This window comes from Deinococcus pimensis DSM 21231 (genome assembly GCF_000519345.1).
GTDB classification, from domain to species: Bacteria; Deinococcota; Deinococci; order Deinococcales; family Deinococcaceae; genus Deinococcus_A; species Deinococcus_A pimensis.
Window position 1 is genome coordinate 5,130 of record NZ_KI912666.1, and the last position, 1,709, is coordinate 6,838.

Sequence of the window (1,709 nt, forward strand, 5' to 3'; positions counted from 1 at the left end):
GGGCGCGCTGGCCGTGGGTGACGGCGCTGGCCGTCGCGCTCGCCGGGGGCGCCCTGGCCGGGCTGTGGTACGGTCTGCCCGTCAGGCACGTCGAGGTGGTCGGGAACCGTTTCGTGGGGGACGCTCGCGTGGCTCAGCTGGCGGGCGCGCGCAGGGACTCCGGCTGGCTCTTCTACGAGGAGTGGTCGGCGGGCGGCCTGAAACGCAGCCCCTGGATCCGCGAGGCGAAGGTCACGAAAACGTGGCCGGACCGCCTGCGGATCGAGGTGCGCGAGCGCGTGCCCGCCGTGCGGCTCGAACGTGACGGGCGCGTGGTCGTCGCCGACTGGGACGGCACCGTCCTGCCCGGCGCGCCGAAGGTGGGGCCCGTGATTCGCGGGTGGGGTCCGGACCGGACGCGTGAGGCGATGGAGGCGGCGAGACTGCTGTCGCGTTTCAATGTGGAGGCCGTCGAATACTCTCCGAGCGGTCTGACGGTAAAGACCCGGGATGCCACGATATGGAGCGGTTCGCTTGTTTCCTTGCGAAAGTACGGGGCCAGTGTCACAATGTTCCAAGCGAAGCGAATCAGCATTTACCCTTGGGGGGTGAGCGTCCAGGAATGAAGGACAACTTGATCATCGTGGGACTGGACATCGGCACCACCAAGATCACCACGGTCATCGGAGAGATCGGCGCCGACGGCGCCGTCGACATCATCGGCGAGGGCACCGTGCCCAGCGAGGGCATGAAACGCGGTGCCGTGGTGAACCTGGAACGCACCACCCACGCGATCAAGCAGTCCGTCGCGGCGGCCGAGCGGGTGGCCGGGGTGAAGGTCACGGAGGCGTTCGTCGGCGTGTCCGGCAACCACATCCGCGCCATCACCAGTCACGGCCTCGCGGCGATCCGGCGTCAGCAGGAGATCAGCCGCGCCGACGTGGACCGCGCCATCGAGAACGCGCGGGCGGTCCCGCTCGACCCGAACCTGGAGGTCATCCACGCCCTGCCGCAGGAGTACGTCATCGACGGGCAGGAGGGCATCAAGAACCCGGTCGGGATGCACGGCGTGCGCCTCGAGGTGGACGTCCACATCGTGTCGGGCACGTCGGGTCCCCTGGCGAACCTGCGGCGCTGCGCCACGGAGGCGGGCGTGCAGGTTCGCGGCTTCGTGCTGCAGTCGCTCGCGTCGGGTCTGTCCACGCTGGACACGGCGGAGCAGGAGCAGACGGTCGTGCTGATCGACATCGGCGGCGGCACCACGGACGTGGGCGTGTTCAAGCGCGGGAACCTCGCGCACAGCGCGAACATCCCGATCGGCGGGGATCACGTCACGGCGGACCTCGCGCAGATCCTCAAGATTCCCTTCGACGAGGCGGAGCGCGTGAAGCGCAAGTACGGCGCGGCCCTGCCGGAACTCGCGGAGACGGACCTCACGCTGGAGATCACGTCGGCGGGCGGCAACGTCCACGCGATCAGCGCGTACGAGCTCTCGCGCGTGATCAAGCCTCGGCTCGCGGAGATCTTCAACCTCGTCCGTGACGAGATCGACGGGGCGCTCGGTCCGGTGGAGCTCGTGGCGGGCAGCGTGGTCATCACGGGCGGCGGGAGCCTGCTGCGCGGCACGTCGGAACTCGCCCGCGACCGTTTCCGGCTTCCCGTGCGCGTGGCGCGTCCGCGCGGCGTGGGCGGCCTGACGGACATCGTGGCCTCCCCGACGCACGCGACGG

At 69.8% G+C, this 1,709-nt stretch carries 2 protein-coding genes; both read left to right on the forward strand.

The annotated features are described in order from the left end of the window. The coding region (locus DEIPI_RS0117820; RefSeq protein WP_084474529.1) for an FtsQ-type POTRA domain-containing protein at nucleotides 1-605 on the forward strand (605 nt) is incomplete at its 5' end. Further along, nucleotides 602-1,709, forward strand: a 1,108-nt coding sequence (gene ftsA, locus DEIPI_RS32370; RefSeq protein WP_045234648.1) for a cell division protein FtsA, incomplete at its 3' end; no start/stop codon positions are given. The genes DEIPI_RS0117820 and ftsA, both read left to right, overlap by 4 nt.